The following is a 16963-nucleotide window of genomic DNA, read 5'->3' on the forward strand; positions in this document are numbered from 1 at the left end:
TTTATAGATATCTTTCTATTAAAAAAGGCAAAAACAATAAAAAAATTTCAAAAGGTAAAATCAAACAACTAATCCATCTAAAAGTGGCATATTTTCTAAATCTTCTTGCTTTTTTAAAACAAACAAAGTGAAAAATTGCTAAGGCAAAAATTAAGATCCAAGAAAAAATCATTACCCAGATATTGACATTCATTTGAAATTGTTTCATTGCTGATAACAAACAACCTGTAAAAATAATCAAAGCTAAAAATAAATAATAAATTGGTAAAAATAATCGTATTCTGCGAATAAAAATGAATTCGGTTTTAAAATTTCCTTGTGTTAGTATAAGATAAAAAAGCATTAAAAAACCGCTCGCATAAAGACTATAAAGATGTAAAGCTAAAAAGAATTCGTAACTTTGATCCATTATTTTCCTTTGTTTATAAAATCAGCTAAATTTTGAATTTGTTCATCACTTAAAAAACTATGGTTTTTATCTTTTATCGTTTTTATTTTTTGTATAAAAATTTTATTGCTCAAGGTTTTAATGGCCGTGCTGTTTTTAGGTTTTAATTCCCCTTTTTCTCCATGACAAGTGGCGCATTTTTGTTTATATAAAGAGTTGATAATACTAGGATTGACTTCATGTTCATCATCTGAACTTTGTGCTTCATCATCTACAGGTAAAGGCAGGTTGGAGTCACTTAATTCTGTTTTTTCATCGTTTTGTTCTATTTGGACTACTTCTTGATCTGTATTTTGAGTCTTGGAAATATTTTTTTCATCATTAGAACAGGCAGATAAAACTAATAAAAAAAAACTTAAGGCAATTAAAATTTTAGCTTTTTGCATTAAATCTCCTTTGGATTTATAAAAATTTCTTCATTTTTTAATTTGTTATAAAAATCTATATCATTCCATTCTGCTTTAATGCCATTGGAAAATTCTATGTCTTGAAGTGAAATTTTTGGCATTAGCTCACTATAGGCATCTTCTCTAAAACCTTGTGCATAACCTGTTCTTGTTTCATGAACAATGATGCTTTGTAAAGTCACTCCTTGTTCTCCATTTACCATTTTTGTTTGTTTTAATAAAGCATCTATAAGTATGAAAAATACACGACAAAAATTTTCAGCACTTACATTAACAGGCAGGCAAATCCAACGACTTGAATATTTTTTCATTTCTTCTAAATATTTTGCGTCATCATATTTAAAAAGAGTGATAGCATGATCAAAACTATCAATAATTTGGCGTATATAGGTTTTTAAAAGTCCAAAATCATAGACCATTCCAGCATTATCTAAATATTTGCTTTCAAGTAAAACTTCAACTTTGTAAGAATGTCCATGAATGCTACTTTTGCAACGCTTAGAAGAACAAAATCTAACAATGTGTGCGTTTTCAAATTCAAATAATTTTCTTATAATCATACACCCTCTTTATCGTTCCAAAGACGAATATGAATTCTATCAGAATAATTATAACCATTCTTAATACAAAATTCAGCAATTTTTTGAGCATTTTTTGTAAGGTTTTGCTCATTTTCACCCATAGGCATACAAAAAATTTGATTTGGAGCTTCTTTTAGAATTTCATTGATTTCTAAAAATGAATTATCAAGAGTATTGGCATCTAAAACAAATTTATAAAAACTATCTTTTGCGTAATTTTTAAATGCTTTTAAAGCTTTAAAATTTAATCGTTTATCTTTTTTTATCCCACTATTTTGGAGTTTAACGCTTAAAGCAAAAATACATTCTTTGTAAAAAGGATATCTATCAAAATCAATTTCTATGCTTCCATTGCTTTCAAAGTGTATTTCGAATTTATTTTTTAATAACATTTGGATAAATTCTATAAATTCAGGATTTTCATAATGGATTAATGGCTCTCCACCTGTGATAACAACTATAGGATCAAAGTCTTGTTTTAATTTTATCACTCTTTTTAAAAGTTCATTAGCATTTAAAGTTTCATAACTTTCTTTAAAATCTTTTGTGAAAACAGCTCTTATCGTGTCACATCCAATGAGAGTTTTATCGTTTTTTGATATTTTTACATTAAAACCTAAACAGTTGAAATTACAACCAGCAAAACGCATAAAAATAGCTAATTTTCCATTATATTTACCTTCTCCTTGAATGCTTAAGAAACTTTCAACAAGTTGCAAAATTAACCTCCAGTTTGATAAAAAGCACGAGATGAGGTTTCATTATCAACAACACTCCATTTATTTTTTTCTGGTTTATTTCTTAATACTTCTTGTAATATTTCTACAGCGGCTTTAATATCACCTTTTCGAACCGCTTCTTTTATGCTTAATGCTTCATCAAAATAAAGACAAGGTATTAACAAGCCTTCAGCACTTAAGCGTATGCGATTGCAAGAATCGCAAAATTCATGGCTATGAGGATCTATAATTCCAAATTCATAATCATCTGCCTTGTAAATACTCACAGGTGCTTTTTCATCTTTTTTTATAAGTTGAATTTGATATTTTTGACTCAAAATTTGTATAATTTCATCTCTTTTTAATCCTTGTAATTTACCATAAGCATGAGTATTTTCCATAAATTCTATAAAGCGAATTTGAGCTTTTTTTGATTTTGCAAATTCCAAAAGAGATATCAGTTCATCATCGTTTAAATTTTTAAGAGCTACAGTATTAAGTTTTACTTTCAAATCTAGATTTAAAGCTTCATCAATTCCAGATAAAACACTATCTAATATATCTTTTTGCGCAAGAGTTTTTGCTTTTTTGTGATCTAGGGTATCAAGTGAAATATTAAGTCGTTTAAGTCCAGCATTTTTTAGGTCTTTAGCAAAGTCTTTTAGTAAAAATCCATTTGTAGTTATAGCAAGGTCAATATCGCTTTTATAATCGTTAATCATTTTTATAAAAATACTTAAATCTTTTCTTAATAAAGGTTCCCCACCTGTTATACGGATTTTTTCAATTCCTTCGTCTATAGCTGCTTTAACAAATAAAAAAAGTTCTTCGAAGCTTAATAAATTTTCTTTTGGCTGATAATCGAAAGGAATTTTTGGCATACAATAAAGGCAGCGAAAGTTACATCTTTGTGTAACTGAAATTCTAAGATAATTTATCTTTCTACCGAATTGATCTATAAGCATTTATTTTCCATTCTATTTTATTAATTTCTTAAATTTTAAGACAAGTTCTACATTTCCAGTGCCAATGCGTAAATCTTTAGCGATTTGTTCTATGCTTTTTCCTTCTTTGAAAAGATTTTCTATTTTTTGTTCTTCTGTATCGTAATTTGGTGTAAGTTTAGCCATGCTTTGTGCTTTTTGTTCCAAATTTAAAAGACGATTTTGTTGTTCATTTTGAAAATCTTCTATGATATGTTCCATAGTTTTTAGTGTTCTTAAAACAGGAGTGATTTTTGAACTGATTTGTTTATCAAGTTCAATCATAATTTCTTCTTTTAAAAGAGAGGTTTTATAGTCTTCATCCTCTTCGCTATCATCTTTAACTCCTAATTCTTTACGAAAATAATGAAGTTCTTTGGTAATATCTTCTATCACATTTTGAAGTTTTGCTATTTTTGCATTATTTTCTCTTTCTTTGATATTCATGTAGGCTAGCATTGCAATTAAAAGCACAATTATAAAAACTAAATAAAGTACATCATCACTCATTCTTGGCCTTTCTTATTTCTTATCATATTTCTTTGGATTTCAACAACAAAAGCATCAAAAGCCATTTTGTCTTCAGGCTTAATTTTGATAATTTTTGCCAATGTTTGACTTTGAGCTTTGATAAAAATAGCTATTTTTTGATTATTTAAATCAAATCTTAAATAATATTCTTTATCTTCTTCTAAAATAGTATCCAAAAAATTTAGATACTCAAAATTTAAAGATTCTATTACCCCTTTTTGCTTAAGTGGTATAAGTTCTTTATTTTTATCTAAAGAATTTTCAAGCCTTAAAATATCTTCTTTTAGACTTAAAAGAAGATCAAAAATAATTTTTTCACCCTCGTCAAAATCAATGCGTAAAGCAAGTTTTTTCCATTTTAAAATTTGAGAAATTGCTCCAAGTTTTAGGTATTCTCCAAGAAAACGGTTATTTTCTATTTCACAACATTCTAAATGAGCTTCAAATCCTGCTTTAAAAAGTGCTAATTCCATAATAAATCAATCCAAATAAAAATAAAAAAGATAATACTTAAATAACCATTTAGAGTAAAAAATGCTCTATCAATATGAGCAAAATTCTTGTGAACAATTTTATGTTCCAAGGCTAAAATAATACCGCTTATAATTACCCCAATAAGTGCTATTTTTCCAAGTGCTACACCCCAAACTTCCCACACAAAAAGAAGCCAAAATAATACCGCTAAAATATGGCAAAAAGCTGATATAAATAAAGTAGCCTTTGAACCAAATTTAGCAGGAATAGAGTGAAGTCCTATTTTTTTATCATACTCCATATCTTGTAAAGAATAAAGCAGATCAAACCCAGCTGTCCAAAAAGTTACACCTAAACATAAAATAACGCTATAAATGTGAATTTCACCCATAATTATAACACTTCCTGCAATAGGCGCAAGTCCTAAACAAAATCCTAAAACTAAATGTGCTAAAGAACTAAAGCGCTTAAAAGCTGAATAAATAGCCAATACCAAAAGCACAGGAAAAGACAAATAAAAGGCCAAAGTATTAATAAAATAAGAACATGATATAAAAATAAGTGCATTAATAATGATAAAAATCCATACGCTTTTTCTACCTATTTTTCCACTGACATTAGGGCGATTTGCACAACGAGGATTATCCTTATCTATATCTTCATCCATTAAACGATTTGTAGCCATGGCAAAATTTCTTGCACTTACCGCACAAATAATGCCTAAAATCAACGCCTTAAAACCAAACCAAGCAGTGTCATTTGCAAGTTTTGATGCTACAATCATAGAGGAAAATAAAAAAGGCAAAGCAAAAATAGAATGCTTAAATACTACAAGTTCTAAAATATCTTTAAATTTTATCCAGAATGTGTTCATTTTTCTACTTTAAAATATTTTTTGCTATGATTTTACTAAAATTTTTATAAATTTTAGGATAAATATTAAAATGTTTTTTGAAATAGCATTAATAGGAACAACCGCGAGTGGAAAAACATACATAGCCAATACTTTAGCAAGAGAATTTAATGCTGTTGTTTTAAGTCTTGATAGTCTTTGTGTTTATAAAGAGATTAATATAGCAAGTGCCAAGCCTTCACAAGATGATCTTGCGAGTATAAAATACTTTGGGGTAAATTTATTGAGTGTGAATGAACATTTTAATGTTGAGTTATTCATAAGAGAATATCAAAAAGCAAAAGAATTTGCTTTAGCTAGAAATTTACCTCTAATTATAGTAGGTGGAACTGGATTTTATTTAAAAACTATGATAGATGGTTTAAGTGAAAAAACCTTAGAGTCAAAGAGTTCTTTAAATAACGATGAAATTTATGCTCTTTTATTAAATATTGATCCAAACTATAAAATAGAAAAAAATGATACTTATAGATTAAAAAAATGGCTGGGTATTTATGAACAAACAAGAGAAATTCCTAGTGAATTTTTAAAAAGAACACAAAAAACTGGGGTGCTTAAAGATATAGAAATTTATGAGCTTGCGTGGGATAAAGAAATTTTAAAAAAACGTATTAAAACTAGAACAAAAGAAATGCTTGATAATGGACTTTTAGATGAAGCAAAAATTCTTTTTTCTAAATTTGATCATAAACTTAAAGCATTAAATTCTATAGGTTTGAAAGAGTGTAAAGAATATTTAGATGGAGAAATTTCCTTTAAAGAGCTTGAAAATTTAATCACGATACATACTACACAACTTGCCAAAAGACAAAGAACTTTTAATAAAAAATTTCAAAGTAAAGCCTTGGAATTTGATAAAGCTTTAGCTACTTTAAGAATGAAATTTTCAATCGAAAAATAAATGTTCTATTAGAATTTTTACTCCTAGTATAATTAAAACCAATCCGCCTAAAAGTTCAGCTTTATTTTTAAGATAAATTCCAAATTTATTCCCTATTTTTAGAGCAATGATACATAAAATGAAGGTGATAATACCTATTAAAAATATAGCTAATAATAAATTTATATTTAAAAATGCAAAACTCACACCAACTGCTAGTGCATCGATACTCGTAGCAATTGCTAAAGCTAGCATGGTTTTAAAGCCAAATTGATTGGCATTACTATCGCAATTTTCATTTTCCAATGACTCTTTGATCATTTTTAATCCTATTAAAGAAAGTAAAATAAAAGCTATCCAATGATCAATACTCGCAATAAAAGATGCAAAAGTTATGCCTATAAAATAACCAATAGTTGGCATCAAAGCTTGAAATCCACCAAAATAAATTCCAACAATAAGATAATGTTTTAAATGTAGTTTTTTAACACTAAAACCTTTGCATAGTGATACAGCAAAAGCATCCATTCCTAAAGCACAGGATAAAAAAATAAGACTATAAAAATCCATAATAAATCCTAAAATTTTATAAAAAATTGAAGATGAAATTATAATTAAACAAAGATAAAAATCACATAATTTTGATATATTTAATTAAATTTTAAGAAATAAATATATATAATTCAATTTCATTTTTATTTTTTACTCCTTAAAAGTGGCCCATTCGTCTAGCGGTTAGGACATCGCCCTTTCACGGCGGTAACACGAGTTCGAGTCTCGTATGGGTCACCACTTTTTAATTTTTCTTTTAAAATAACAATTTTTTCATTTTTTCTATTGAAATTTAATAAATATTAATAATTTATTTTGTAGAATACGAATAGCTTTTGATATAAGTCTATTATAGACTTATATCAAGGCTGGGCATTATTGAGCTGGTGTTTGCTCTTTTGTTTTTTTGTGAGTTTTAGCTTCATGTTTTTTATCAGCTTTAGCTTTTGAATGATGAGCTTTTGTATGTGTTTGATTCACATCGCTTGGAGTATTAGCTGCAAAAACATTAGCTGCGAAAGCACCTAGTAATGCTGAGATTAGTACAACTTTTTTCATATTTTCCTCCTTATGAATAATTTTTAGTTGCAAATTAATTGTAATTATTAAAAATCAACAAATAGATATTTTTTGTAAAAATATTTCAAAAAAATATAATTTTTATATATATTTAAATTATTATTAAAATATATTATAAATGTATCTTATTTTAGGTTAAATAAATAGAAATTTTACCCACTAAGCTTTTAAGATATTTTTACTCTTTTTAATATTATTATGGTAATATTTTCAATATCAAACTAAAAATAAAGGAGAAATTATGTTTGAATTAAGAAAATTACCTTATGATACCAATGCTTTTGGTGATTTTTTGAGTGCTGAAACTTTTAGCTATCATCATGGAAAACATCACAATACTTATGTTACAAATCTAAATAATCTTATTAAAGATACTGAATTTGCAGGTAAAGATCTTGTAAGTATTATCAAAACTTCAAATGGGGGCGTATTTAATAACGCAGCTCAAGTTTATAATCATGATTTTTATTTTGATTGCATTAAGCCAAGTACAGGCTGTGGCTGTGGCGGTTCATGTCAAAGTATAGATGCTAATTTACAAGCGGCACTAGAAAAAGAATTTGGATCTTTAGAAAATTTCAAAGCTGAATTTATCAAAGGCGCTACAGGAGTTTTTGGTTCAGGATGGTTTTGGTTAGTTTATAATACTAAAAATCAAAAACTAGAATTTGTAGGTACTTCAAACGCAGCTACACCAATTACTGAAGATAAAGTTCCTTTACTTGTTGTAGATGTTTGGGAACATGCTTATTATGTAGATCATCGTAATGCACGCCCTGCTTATTTAGAAAAATTCTATGCTCATATTAACTGGGAATTTGTTGCAAAAGCTTACGAATGGGCTTTAAAAGAAGGCATGGGATCAGTTAGCTTTTATGCAAATGAACTTCACCCTGTAAAATAACTTTAATCCTTTTTGTGCTAGAATGGATTTTGACATTAAGTCAACATTCTACACAAAAAGGGGCAAAAATGGATAATTCTTTATCTGCATATACTCAAAAATATGACAAAGAAGGTTATGGACTTCAATATCCTGATGGTCATGTTATAAGATTTTACGAGAGAATCTTAAAATACAAACTAAGCAAAACAAGTGGAAAATTACTTGATTTTGGTTGTGGAAATGGAGTGCATTCTAAGTATTTTAAAAATATAACCGGGGGGGGGGTATAGAGCCTTATGGCATTGATATAGTTCCTAGTTTAAAAAAAGTTTGGGAAAAAGATCCTTGCTTAGATTCTAAAAATTTTCACATCATATCTCCTAATTCTAGCTTTAAAAAACTCTTCAATACAAAAATGGATTTTATATTTGCAAATCAAAGCTTATATTATCTTACAAAACAAGCTTTTAAAGAAGCTGTGCAAGAATTTTATGAACTATGCAATGAAGGAGCTATTATATTTGCAACCATGATGAGCGATAAAGGCTATAGTATGTATGAAAGAGGAGAACTTATGGATAATAGCTTGCGTGAAGTAAAAGGATGTCCAAGTGGTAGATTGAGTGGTTCTTCATATATACGCTTTACTAAAGACATAGAAGAATTAAAAGAAGATTTTAAACCTTTTAAACCTTTATTTTGGGGAGATTATGAATTAATTAATCTGTATAATTTTGAAGGCAGTGTGGAGCACTTTATTTATATAGGACAAAAGTAAGTGCTCTAGCACTTACTCTCCTAAGCTTGGAGTCATTTCGATAATCTTCCAAGGAAGTCCTTGAGAATTCAGCTCTTCCATAAAAGGCTTAGCGTCAAATTCTTCCATATTAAACACGCCTTTTCCTTGCCAAATTCCTTTAGCGATTAATTTCGTACCTATCATAGCAGGAACACCTGTAGTATAGCTCACAGCTTGCGCGCCAGTTTCTTTGTAACATTCTTCATGATTGCAAACATTATAAATATAAACTTGTTTGTCTTTTCCATCTTTTTTACCACGAATCACACAACCTATATTGGTATAACCTTTAGTGCGTGGTCCTAAACTTGCAGGATCAGGAAGCAAGGTTTTTAAAAATTCTATAGGAATGATTTCTTTACCTTGGTGTATCACAGGTTTAATCCCTAGCATTCCAACATTTTCAAGACATTTCATGTGAGTTAAATAACTTTGTCCAAAAGTCATAAAAAAGCGTATTCTTTTTAAACCTTTGATATTTTTTACCAAGCTTTCAAGTTCTTCATGATAAAGCAAATAGCTATCTTTCACTCCTACTTCTGGATAATCCCACTCCATTTTTATTTCCATAGGCTGCGTTTCTATCCACTTGCCATTTTCCCAATAACGCCCTTTAGCAGAAACCTCACGCAGATTGATTTCAGGGTTAAAATTCGTCGCAAAAGCATAGCCATGATCACCTGCATTGCAATCTAAAATATCTATATAAGAAATTTCATCAAATAAATTTTGCTGTGCATAAGCACAAAAAACATTAGTTACACCAGGATCAAATCCACTTCCTAAAAGTCCTAAAATTCCTGCTTGTTTAAACTTATCATTTCTCGCCCATTGCTCTTTGTATTCAAATTTAGCTAAATCAGGATGTTCATAATTTGCCGTATCTATATAATCAATCCCTGCTTTTATACAAGCATCCATTAAACTCAAATCTTGATAAGGCAAAGCAACATTGAGTAAAATTTGCGCTCCTGTTTTCTTGATAAGTTCTACAACCGCATTGCTATCATCAGCATCAATTTGCGCTGTTTCAATTTGAACCCCTAAACGCTCTTTGATAAAAGTAGCGATTTCATCACATTTGCTTTTTGTTCTACTAGCTAAAGTGATTTTGCTAAAAGTATCAGAATTCATTGCGCATTTTACAGTAGCCACACGACTTACTCCACCTGCGCCTATGATTAAAAGATTTTTCATGAAATTTGTCCTTAAAAGATTTTTAGGAATTTTAACTAAAAATTGATAATATCAAAATTTATTTTTTCTTCTAAGTTATAATTTGAGCTTAATAACATAAAAAATTCTATATTTTTATATCTTAACTTAAGTCTATAAAAAGCCCCTAAAAATTCTTTTTGTAAAATTTTAGCCTCAAAGCGATTTCCTATTTTAAGTTCTGCATAACCAAAAATATAATTTTTTGAAGCTATCCAAGCAAAAAATTCATCTTCTAAATCAAGTTTTTCTTCTATGATATTTAAATCAGGTAAAATTTGCGCACTTTTAAAATCGGGCTTAAAATAAAGCTCTTTAGGATTTGCATGAGCTAAAATTTTTCCTTTTTCTAAAAAAGCGATTTGATCAGACATACAATAAGCATCTTCAATATCATGAGTTACCATAATAGCCGTAATGCCTTGATTTTCTATCATTTTTTTCAATTCTCTTCTTAAATCCTGTTTTAAATTTTGATCCAAATTAGAAAAAGGTTCATCTAAAAGCAAAAGCTGACATCCTCTTGCTATAGCTCTAGCAAAAGCCACTCTTTGCGCTTGCCCTCCTGAAATTTCATCGATTTTTTTATATCTTAAATCTTCAATTTCAAAAGTTTTAAGCAAATGATTTAAAATTTGATTTTTATCTTTTTTATCGTAAAGTGCAAAAAGTATGTTTTTCTCAACATTTAAATGAGGAAATAAAGCATAATTTTGAAACATCAAAGCCACTTCACCTTTGCAAGAAAACAAATCATAAGAACTAGCTTGTTCAAGCTTAGCAATAATCCTTAAAAGCGTGCTTTTTCCACTTCCACTACCTCCTAAAATGCTTAAAAATTCTCCTTCTTTGACATGAAGATTGATATTTTCTAAAGCTTGTATTTTTTCAAAATTTTTAGATAAATTTTTAATTTCTAACATCATCTTTCCTTGTGATTTTATCCATCCAAACAACAACCATTAAAGAAAGAAAAACGATAAACAAGGAAGGCAAAGCTGCATCATAAATTCTTTCATCACTTGCAAACCAGAAAGCTTTAACACTTAAAGTTTCAAAGCCAAAAGGCGCTAAAATTCTACTTAAAGGAAGTTCTTTAATCGTATCAATAAAAACAATAATAAAAGCCAAAAATAAAAAATGTTTCATTAAAGGTGTGTGAATTTTAAAAAATAAAATAAAATAACTCGCTCTTAAATTTAAACTTGCCTCATCAATATTTAGATGAATTTTACTATATCCTCCTTCTAAAGAATAAATTGCACTCGCTAAAAAACGAATTATATAAGCAAAAACAAGAACAAGTAAAGAATTTCCCAATAAACTCATGTGAAAAAATTTATCCAAAAATACAAAAAGCACTATAATGCTAATCCCTAAAGCAGCAGCAGGTATAGAATAACCCAAAGAACTTATTTTTAAAATAAATAAATTAAAAAAATGATTTTTAACTATCCTAGAGCTAAACATCAAAAAATAAGCTAAAAAAGTGGTAATTAAAGCAGTGATTAAAGCTAAGATTATAGTTTGAAAACTGATAATATAAAATTGCGATTCAAAAAGCTTATGATCTTTTAGCCCCCAATAAACTAGCCAAATAAAAGGTAAAATAAAACCTACAAAAGCAATCATAAAACAATAAATACAGGATAGAATTTGTTTAATAGGATTTAATTTTCTTTTTTTGATAAAAAGAGCTAAATTTTGATTAAAACTATAATGATGTTTATTTTTATAATAATAATCCACATACATAATCAAAAATACAAAAAGCATTAAAATACCCGATAAAACACTAGAAGAATAAGAATCATTCAAATCATACCAGAGTTTAAAAATTCCAGCCGAAAAAGTATCCACTCCCAAATAAGCACTTGCGCCATAATCACTTAAAGTTTCCATTAAAACCAATAAAGCTCCAGAAAAAATGGCAGGCCTTGCGCTCAAAAGTGCCACGCGTGTAAAAATTCTAAATTCAGAATATTTCATGATTTTAGCTACTTCATAAGCCTCTTTGGCTTCACTTTTAAAAGCTGTTTTAGCAAATAAATAAATATAAGGATATAAAGAAATAGCCAAAACAAAAATAACACCATAATGATTGAAAAAATCCATCCTAAAGCCAAAATTTTCATGAAAAAATCCTTGAAAATCCATAATTCCAACATAAACAAAGGCTAAAATATAAGCAGGTATGGCCAAGGGTAAAATGAGTAATTTTTCTAAAATTTTACAGAAATAAAAATCATAATTTGCGATCAAATAAGCAGAACTTACACCCAAAATCAAGCTTAAACACAATACTCCCACGCTAATTATAAAAGTATCTTTGATGAATTTTAAAAATAAATAATCAAAAAAATGACTCAAATTTTCTTTAATAGATGAAAATTGGGTTAAATTACTTGTATTAAAATTTTGAAATAAAATATAAAAAAGTTCAGCAAAAATACCAAAAATAGGCAAAGCAAGAAAAAGGGCAAGTAAAATTGCCCCGAGTTTATAGTATTGTAGGGTTTTATACATTATCTAAAACCGACTTCATCGTAAATTTTAACAGCTTCTTTAATATTTTCTGCTATCTTACTCACAGGGATTTGATCTTCTTTGAAAGTTCCAAAATCTTTTACAGTTTGGCTTAATTCTACATCATTTCTTATAGGAAATTCATAATTACTATCAGTAAGAATTTTTTGAATTTCAGGACTTAACATAAATTCCATAAATTTTTTAGCCGCATCTTGATTTTTACTTGATTTTGTCATAGCAATACCGCTAATGTTAATATGCGTTCCTCTATTGTCTTGATTAGGAAAAATAATACCCAAAGAATTCCCCACTTCTACATCTTTTGGATTTTTAGAATTCTTTAAAAGCCCTATATAATAAGTATTCATAACTGCAAATTTAGCTTCGCCTGCAAATACTTGTCTAGCTTGATCTCTATCTCCACCCTTTGGATTTGTCGCAAGATTTTCAAGCACACCTTTAGCCCATGCTTTAGCCTCTTTATTTCCGTCATTAGCTATAATAGATGCTAAAAGAGTTTTACTATAAGGAGCTGTAGCACTTCTCATAACAATTTCTCCTTTAAATTCAGCTTTTGCTAAATCTTCATAATTTTTCATTTTGCTAATATCGATATTTGCGTTTTTGTTGTAAGCAATAATTCTTGCTCTTTTTGTAATCGCAAACCATTCTTTATCCTTATCTCTTAAATGAGCAGGTATAAATTCTTCTAAATATTTTGATGAAACAGGGGATAAAAGTCCTAAATTTTTAGCTTCTGTAAGATTTGAAATATCAGCTGTGATGAAAATATCAGCAGGAGAATTACTTCCTTCAAGAGAAAGTCTTTTAATAAGTTCTGAAGCTTTAGCTTGAGTATGATTGACCTTAATACCTGTTTTTTCTTCGAATTTTTTTATGATTTCAAAATCAGCATTATAATGTCTTGCTGAGTAAATATTAAGCTCACTAGCACCTAAAAATGAAACAGCCGTTAAAAACATAAAGAAGATTTTTTTCATATTTTATCCTTTAATTGAGAATTATACTCGGTTTTATTAAGATCTTTAAAATCGGTATGAGAATGTTCAGAGCAAGCAAAAGCAAAGCCAACGCATAGTAAAAATAAAATTATTTTTTTCATAGGCATTAATTCCTTTTTATATATTTTGATAAGAAATATTAATATTAAAAAGTAAATATAAAGTAACTTAATAATTTTATAACTGATAAATATTTTCATTTTATTATAATAAATTTTGATAATAATTATAAATAATTAAATTTTAATATAAATATTTAATAGTATTTTTATATATAAAATATTAATATTCAATATCAAAAATAAACCACTAAGAAAGTAACAATAATAATGAAATTTTATACTATTTTAAGCATTCTATTTATAAGCTTTATGTTGAGCGCTTGTGCTGTTTTGCAAAAATCATCTCCACTTCAAGAAAATAAAGATTTTTATATACTTGATACGCATACTCAAAAAAAGATTTCTTTTGAAGATATGATTTTAGAATTGCTAAAAGCAGATGTGATACTGCTTGGCGAAAAACACGATGAGGTTAAACATAAGATAAGTCAAGTTATGATTTTTAATGCCTTAGAAGGAAATTTAAGTTCTCAAAATATAAACTTTGATGTAGCTTTAGAAATGTTAGCAAGCACAGAGCAAAATCACTTAGATAAAGCTTTTAAAAATAAAAAAACCATTAAAGCCAATGAACTTACTAATGCATTAAATTGGGATAAGGTCTGGAAATGGAAAGATTATGAGCAATTTGTCAATGTGGTTTTTTATTCAAAGTCAAAAATATTAGGTGCAAATCTTTCACGCTCAGAAATTACAAGTATTTATAATGGGGCTCAGCCCTTAAAGGGTTATGTTTCAACCACAAATGAAGTAAAAAAACAACTTTTTGACATTATATCCTTAAGCCATAAGCTAAATCCTGAAGAAAATAAAGAATTACTAGATAAATTGGTGGAAATTCAACAATTCAAAGACAGGCGTATGGCTGATGTATTGGTTCATCATGTAAATAAAGTTTTATTGCTAGCTGGAAGCTATCATACAAGTAAAAAAATAGGAATTCCTTTACATATACAAGATTTTAAAAGCAGTAAAAAAATAGTTGTAGTGAATTTAAGCTATGGAGAAATAGATTTAAAAGACAGTGATTATGTTTTGATTTATAAGGGGGAGGAATGAAAAAATTAAGTTTATTTTGTGCTGTAGGTTTATGTTTTGCTAGTTTTGCTTTTTCTGAAGAATTAGAATTTGATAGTCTTGAAATTTCAGGTTCAAAAATCAAAAACGATGAAAAACCTTTTGTAACTCCTGGAGCAACAAGCACAAGAGAGGGTATAGGTTCAGATACGCAAAGTATAGATTCTATAGTGCGTAGTATACCTGGAACCTACACAAACACAGATCAAGCTCAAGGTACAGTTCAAGTAAATATTCGTGGTATGAGTGGTTTTGGGCGTGTTAATACCATGATTGACGGTGTTACTCAAACTTTTTATGGTAGTGCATCAGATGATCCAGCTAGATTTCATTCACAAACGGGAACTTCAGCTTTTGGAGCTGTTATTGATACAAATTTCTTAATCGGAGTTGATGTTACAAGGGGAACTTTTGAAGGAGTAGGTGGAGCAAATGCCTTGATGGGATCAGCAAATTTTAAGACCATAGGTATAAATGATATTGTACATGATGGCAATATCTTTGGATTTTTAGGACGATTTTCTTATGGAAGCAATGGAATCGGACCAAGTTATATGAGTGCAGTGGCTGGAAAGACTGAACTTGAAAATAATGGATATGTGGGCGCGCTTTTTGGTTATAGCGCAAAGAGAATTACTCAAAATTACACTGTAGGCGGGGGTGGCAAGATAGGTAGTAGTATGGTTGATACTGATGGAGATGGTATAGCTGATACCAATATCGCTCCTTTTGATCCAGATTTTTTAACCCAAAAACCAAACTCTCAACTTTTTAAACTCGAATATGTCCCAAATTCTTTTACAAACACTATATTTTCTTATCGTAGATATCAAAACGAACTTGCCGGTAGAAAAATACACAATGACAATTATCAACTTGATTTTTGGCACAACCCTAATGAGTGGCTTAATGTAAATACGCTTATTGCCTACAATCAAGGCATACAAACCTATGGATCAAAATCTACTTTTGCGGCAAACGATGCCATAGCTAACACAAAGGCAAAAAATACTGCCACTACTTTTGATATAAGTGATACTTTAGAGGGTGAATGGCATGGATTTAATCTAAACACACGCTTTGGAGCAAATATTTTGCTTAATGATTATAAAAATACCTTAAATACATCAATTCAAGGAGTAAATTCTATACCTTTTCAGCCTCGTGGAAAACAAAATCTTTTTACTTATTATCTTGATAATAGTCTAAATTATGGTATCTTTACACTTGATACTAATGTGAATCTTTTAGATTGGAATATCAAAGGACACAGACCTGCTTGCGATGAAGTAAATTTTATGTGTTTTCCAAAAGCGGCGACAGATATAGATAAAAATGGACTTCGCTTGAATGCTTCTGTCATGCTTTCAGCTGCCATACACGAGCTTTTTACACCCTTTGTAAGTTTTGCGAGAACAAATAGAGCCCCTAATGTGCAAGAAATGTTTTTCTCAAATAACGAAGGCAATGGTATCAATCCTTTCTTAAAACCAGAACAAGCCAATACTTGGCAAATAGGTTTTAATTCTTTTAAACATGGACTTTTAAAAGATGATGATCGCTTTGGTTTTAAAGCCGTGTATTATCATACAAAAATAAAAGATTATATTTATAATGAACAATTTTATCTTGAAGATCCAAGTAAAATTCCTCCAAGCTCGCAATTTTATATGCACTTAAATTCAGCTGATGATACTATATTTAAGGGTGTGGAGTTAGAATTAAGCTATGACTTGGGTTTTGCTTATGCTAAAGCTATGTATTCAAGACAAGATACAAGTTCGACTATTTCTCAAACTTCAGGACCTCTTCTTGGCTCTTTTTCGGCAAGTAAAATCATGGAGCTTCCAAAAGATTATGCAAATGTAGAGCTTGGCTTTAGGCTAAATGACAAAATAAGCTTTGGTGGTATAGCAAAATACACAGGCAAAGCAAAAAGGGTAAATCCAAATACAGATGATTGGAATAAGGATCCAAACAATCCTTATTATCCTAAACCAACCACACAAGACTTACCAAAAATTCCTATTATAGTAGATTTATATTGGAATATAGAATGGTTTAAAAACCTCACAATGAGAGCAGAGGTGCAAAATTTATTTGATAAAAACTACATGGATGCCTTAAATGCTTATAATTCCTTAGATAATCAGCTTCAATATAATGGAGCAGGTGATCCTATCTATCTTTTTAGCAATTCTGCTCGCGGTCGCACCTTTATAGTAAGTTTTGAATATAAATATTAA

At 29.0% G+C, this 16963-nt stretch carries 21 protein-coding genes and 1 tRNA gene; 7 read left to right on the forward strand and 15 right to left on the reverse strand.

Annotated elements, in window-relative coordinates; genetic code table 11:
- Position 1: 1 nt before the first annotated feature.
- From FBF21_RS01045 to mqnP, 8 genes are read right to left on the reverse strand one after another with little or no spacing between them, the layout of a single operon-like run.
- Positions 2 to 409 carry a membrane protein gene (locus FBF21_RS01045; protein WP_002851635.1) on the reverse strand — a complete coding sequence of 136 codons (408 nt, stop codon included), beginning with the start codon at positions 407 to 409 and terminating at the stop codon, positions 2 to 4.
- On the reverse strand, positions 409 to 834 hold the full coding sequence (locus tag FBF21_RS01050; protein ID WP_002867930.1) for a cytochrome c: 426 nt from the start codon (positions 832 to 834) through the stop codon (positions 409 to 411). The genes FBF21_RS01045 and FBF21_RS01050 overlap by 1 nt, the downstream gene beginning before the upstream one ends.
- Positions 834 to 1415, reverse strand: coding sequence for a 6-carboxytetrahydropterin synthase (locus tag FBF21_RS01055; RefSeq protein ID WP_002858675.1), 582 nt, complete (start codon positions 1413 to 1415; stop codon positions 834 to 836). Before FBF21_RS01055 ends, FBF21_RS01050 begins: the two co-directional genes overlap by 1 nt.
- Positions 1412 to 2155, reverse strand: coding sequence for a 7-carboxy-7-deazaguanine synthase QueE (locus FBF21_RS01060; RefSeq protein WP_002867929.1), 744 nt, complete (start codon positions 2153 to 2155; stop codon positions 1412 to 1414). Before FBF21_RS01060 ends, FBF21_RS01055 begins: the two co-directional genes overlap by 4 nt.
- Before the next feature lie 2 nt (positions 2156 to 2157).
- Positions 2158 to 3120, reverse strand: a complete 963-nt coding sequence (moaA, locus tag FBF21_RS01065; protein ID WP_002860653.1) for a GTP 3',8-cyclase MoaA — start codon at positions 3118 to 3120, stop codon at positions 2158 to 2160.
- Positions 3121 to 3132: 12 nt separating this feature from the next.
- Positions 3133 to 3648, reverse strand: coding sequence for a hypothetical protein (locus tag FBF21_RS01070; RefSeq protein WP_002851715.1), 516 nt, complete (start codon positions 3646 to 3648; stop codon positions 3133 to 3135).
- Positions 3645 to 4142 (reverse strand): hypothetical protein, encoded by a 498-nt coding sequence (locus FBF21_RS01075; protein WP_002851641.1) that lies wholly within the window; start codon positions 4140 to 4142, stop codon positions 3645 to 3647. Before FBF21_RS01075 ends, FBF21_RS01070 begins: the two co-directional genes overlap by 4 nt.
- Positions 4133 to 5017, reverse strand: coding sequence for a menaquinone biosynthesis prenyltransferase MqnP (gene mqnP / locus FBF21_RS01080; RefSeq protein ID WP_002859371.1), 885 nt, complete (start codon positions 5015 to 5017; stop codon positions 4133 to 4135). The genes FBF21_RS01075 and mqnP overlap by 10 nt, the downstream gene beginning before the upstream one ends.
- A 70-nt stretch (positions 5018 to 5087) precedes the next feature.
- Here mqnP and miaA point away from each other — a divergent pair, with 70 nt between their 5' ends.
- A complete protein-coding gene (gene miaA, locus FBF21_RS01085; RefSeq protein ID WP_002851982.1) occupies positions 5088 to 5957 on the forward strand; it encodes a tRNA (adenosine(37)-N6)-dimethylallyltransferase MiaA in 870 nt (289 codons plus the stop codon).
- Here the strand turns inward: miaA and FBF21_RS01090 are convergent.
- Complete coding sequence (locus FBF21_RS01090; protein WP_002867928.1) at positions 5943 to 6506, reverse strand: manganese efflux pump MntP family protein; 564 nt, start codon at positions 6504 to 6506, stop codon at positions 5943 to 5945. The two genes, miaA and FBF21_RS01090, sit on opposite strands and share 15 nt — an antisense overlap.
- 147 nt (positions 6507 to 6653) lie before the next feature.
- On the opposite strand from FBF21_RS01090, the gene FBF21_RS01095 reads away from it, so the two are divergent.
- Positions 6654 to 6728: transfer RNA gene (locus FBF21_RS01095), tRNA-Glu, on the forward strand.
- A gap of 135 nt (positions 6729 to 6863) precedes the next feature.
- On the opposite strand, the gene FBF21_RS01100 is transcribed toward FBF21_RS01095, so the two are convergent.
- Complete coding sequence (locus tag FBF21_RS01100) at positions 6864 to 7046, reverse strand: hypothetical protein (RefSeq protein ID WP_002851904.1); 183 nt, start codon at positions 7044 to 7046, stop codon at positions 6864 to 6866.
- Between the two features lie 262 nt (positions 7047 to 7308).
- On the opposite strand from FBF21_RS01100, the gene sodB reads away from it, so the two are divergent.
- From sodB to FBF21_RS09100, 3 genes are all read left to right on the forward strand, one after another.
- Positions 7309 to 7971: a superoxide dismutase [Fe] gene (gene sodB / locus FBF21_RS01105; RefSeq protein ID WP_002851662.1), complete on the forward strand. Its 663-nt coding sequence runs from the start codon at positions 7309 to 7311 to the stop codon at positions 7969 to 7971.
- Between the two features lie 68 nt (positions 7972 to 8039).
- A complete protein-coding gene (locus FBF21_RS09095) occupies positions 8040 to 8243 on the forward strand; it encodes a hypothetical protein (RefSeq protein ID WP_002851823.1) in 204 nt (67 codons plus the stop codon).
- A gap of 125 nt (positions 8244 to 8368) precedes the next feature.
- Positions 8369 to 8731 (forward strand): hypothetical protein, encoded by a 363-nt coding sequence (locus tag FBF21_RS09100; RefSeq protein ID WP_002851711.1) that lies wholly within the window; start codon positions 8369 to 8371, stop codon positions 8729 to 8731.
- A gap of 12 nt (positions 8732 to 8743) precedes the next feature.
- Here the strand turns inward: FBF21_RS09100 and FBF21_RS01115 are convergent, their stop codons facing one another.
- Genes FBF21_RS01115 through FBF21_RS01135 form a run of 5 tightly spaced genes read right to left on the reverse strand, consistent with a single transcriptional unit; the run spans position 8744 to position 13625 of the window.
- Entirely contained in the window at positions 8744 to 9949 is a 1206-nt protein-coding gene (locus tag FBF21_RS01115; RefSeq protein ID WP_002854443.1) for a saccharopine dehydrogenase family protein, read from the reverse strand.
- 35 nt (positions 9950 to 9984) lie between these two features.
- A complete protein-coding gene (locus tag FBF21_RS01120) occupies positions 9985 to 10893 on the reverse strand; it encodes an ABC transporter ATP-binding protein (RefSeq protein ID WP_072227273.1) in 909 nt (302 codons plus the stop codon).
- A complete protein-coding gene (locus FBF21_RS01125) occupies positions 10877 to 12493 on the reverse strand; it encodes an iron ABC transporter permease (RefSeq protein ID WP_002867833.1) in 1617 nt (538 codons plus the stop codon). Before FBF21_RS01125 ends, FBF21_RS01120 begins: the two co-directional genes overlap by 17 nt.
- Positions 12493 to 13497: a Fe(3+) ABC transporter substrate-binding protein gene (locus tag FBF21_RS01130; RefSeq protein WP_002854235.1), complete on the reverse strand. Its 1005-nt coding sequence runs from the start codon at positions 13495 to 13497 to the stop codon at positions 12493 to 12495. Before FBF21_RS01130 ends, FBF21_RS01125 begins: the two co-directional genes overlap by 1 nt.
- Positions 13494 to 13625, reverse strand: coding sequence for a hypothetical protein (locus FBF21_RS01135; RefSeq protein WP_079264985.1), 132 nt, complete (start codon positions 13623 to 13625; stop codon positions 13494 to 13496). The genes FBF21_RS01130 and FBF21_RS01135 overlap by 4 nt, the downstream gene beginning before the upstream one ends.
- A gap of 222 nt (positions 13626 to 13847) precedes the next feature.
- Here FBF21_RS01135 and FBF21_RS01140 point away from each other — a divergent pair, with 222 nt between their 5' ends.
- Entirely contained in the window at positions 13848 to 14699 is an 852-nt protein-coding gene (locus tag FBF21_RS01140; protein WP_002851704.1) for a ChaN family lipoprotein, read from the forward strand.
- Positions 14696 to 16963, forward strand: a complete 2268-nt coding sequence (locus FBF21_RS01145) for a TonB-dependent receptor (protein WP_002875919.1) — start codon at positions 14696 to 14698, stop codon at positions 16961 to 16963. The genes FBF21_RS01140 and FBF21_RS01145 overlap by 4 nt, the downstream gene beginning before the upstream one ends.

This window comes from Campylobacter sp. CFSAN093238 (genome assembly GCF_012898015.1).
Lineage (GTDB): Bacteria > Campylobacterota > Campylobacteria > Campylobacterales > Campylobacteraceae > Campylobacter_D > Campylobacter_D jejuni.